This is a genomic window from Streptomyces glaucescens (genome assembly GCF_002154375.1).
Lineage (GTDB): Bacteria > Actinomycetota > Actinomycetes > Streptomycetales > Streptomycetaceae > Streptomyces > Streptomyces glaucescens.
Genome location: NZ_MUND01000436.1, coordinates 1 through 1,409, shown reverse-complemented (window position 1 = coordinate 1,409; position 1,409 = coordinate 1). Strand labels below are relative to the sequence as shown.

Here is a 1,409-nt window from a genome sequence, read left to right as displayed (position 1 = left end):
CCGGGGGACCGGGCGGCAGGGCCCCGTCCTGCCGCCCGGTCCCCCGGTACGGGGCACGGCGCCGCGGCCCGCGCGGGACACGGGACCGTGGGCGCACGTGGACAGGCGGGCGCGTGGCGCCGACACGCGGGGGGACCGGGGGCCGGCCGGGTGCCGCTCGCCCGGCGGAGGCGAGTGCGTGCGGGGCGTGGCGCTTCCGGTTTTCGGCCATTGTTCTTCGGGCCCCTGACCGTCTTCGTCCGTAACACCCTCATTCCTCCCGGCCTGCTTTCCCCACCCGATTGACGGGAGGTGGCTGAAGCGAGGCCGGTCTTGGCATATTGCTGCATCGAACACCCGCGCAGCCACGGGGAGAACCGTGCGAACGAACAGGGAGATGCGTCGTCTCGCCGACGCCCTCATCGACTCCATACGGGTGCCGGTTCCCGCGGATCCCGAGGTCATGTTCCAGGCCGTCGTCGAGGCGGCCACCCGATGGCGCGGACGGGAGATCGTGGTCCACCGGGAGGTCTTCCCGCCGCACACCGCCAGCGGCCTGTGGCTGGAAGGGGAGACCCACGACAACGTCGTCGTGGACAAGCGGGCCGCCGTATGGCATCAGATCGTGATCTTCTGCCACGAGGTGTGGCACATGCACCAGCGGCAGTCGGCGGCCGGTCCGGACGGCCCGCGCGCCGCCGCCGCGCGCACCGACTTCACCCTCGCCGACGAGCAGGAGGCCGACCGCTTCGGCATGCTCATGGGCCGCCGGCTGCGCACCTGGCTGGAGGCACCGGCGGACTCCGTGTACGCGGACCGCGGCGACGACACCCAAGACCTCGCCGGCCGCATCGGGGCCGCGCTCAACTACCGCGGGACCCGACGATGAACGCACTCACCAACTACCTCAGCGCCGGCCTCCTCTGGCTCGGCCTGCTGCTGAAGTCCCCGGACCTGCTGCGCCACCGGCACGACCCCTATCTCCGGTCGATCTGCGCCGTGCTGGCCCTGGCCGGCCTCTGCTTCCTGCTCGGCGCCCCGCCCACCGTCGGCGCCGTCAACCGGCTCAGCGGCGTCCCCAACCTGGCGGCGCCCGTGACGTACGTCGCGATCACCGCGTACAGCGCCGCCTCGCAGGTGCTGATCGTCCGCTGGCGCGGCGGGCCGGGGATGCGGCGCACGGCCCGGCGCTGGGTCCTCGCGTACACGGCCGTCGTCACCGGCATCGTGGTCACGTTCGTCCTCGGCGAGGCCCCGGTGGAGCGCCGCACCGACCTGGACACCTACTACGCGAGCACGCCGTACATCCGCGAGATGATCCTGCTCTACCTGCTGGGCCATCTCACCGCATGCGCCGTCACCACGGTCTCCGCCCTGCGCTGGGCCCGCCGGGTGCGCGGCTGGCTGCGGGCGGGCCCAGCGCAGGGCGG

1 protein-coding gene and 1 pseudogene are annotated in these 1,409 nt (G+C 73.3%); both read left to right on the top strand.

Going from position 1 to position 1,409, the window contains the following annotated elements; genetic code table 11:
* Positions 1-358: 358 nt before the first annotated feature.
* Entirely contained in the window at positions 359-868 is a 510-nt protein-coding gene (locus CCN42_RS26550) for a toxin (protein ID WP_086172766.1), read from the top strand.
* A pseudogene (locus CCN42_RS26545) lies at positions 865-1,409 on the top strand (MAB_1171c family putative transporter); the annotation flags it as partial. The gene CCN42_RS26550 and the pseudogene CCN42_RS26545, both read left to right, overlap by 4 nt.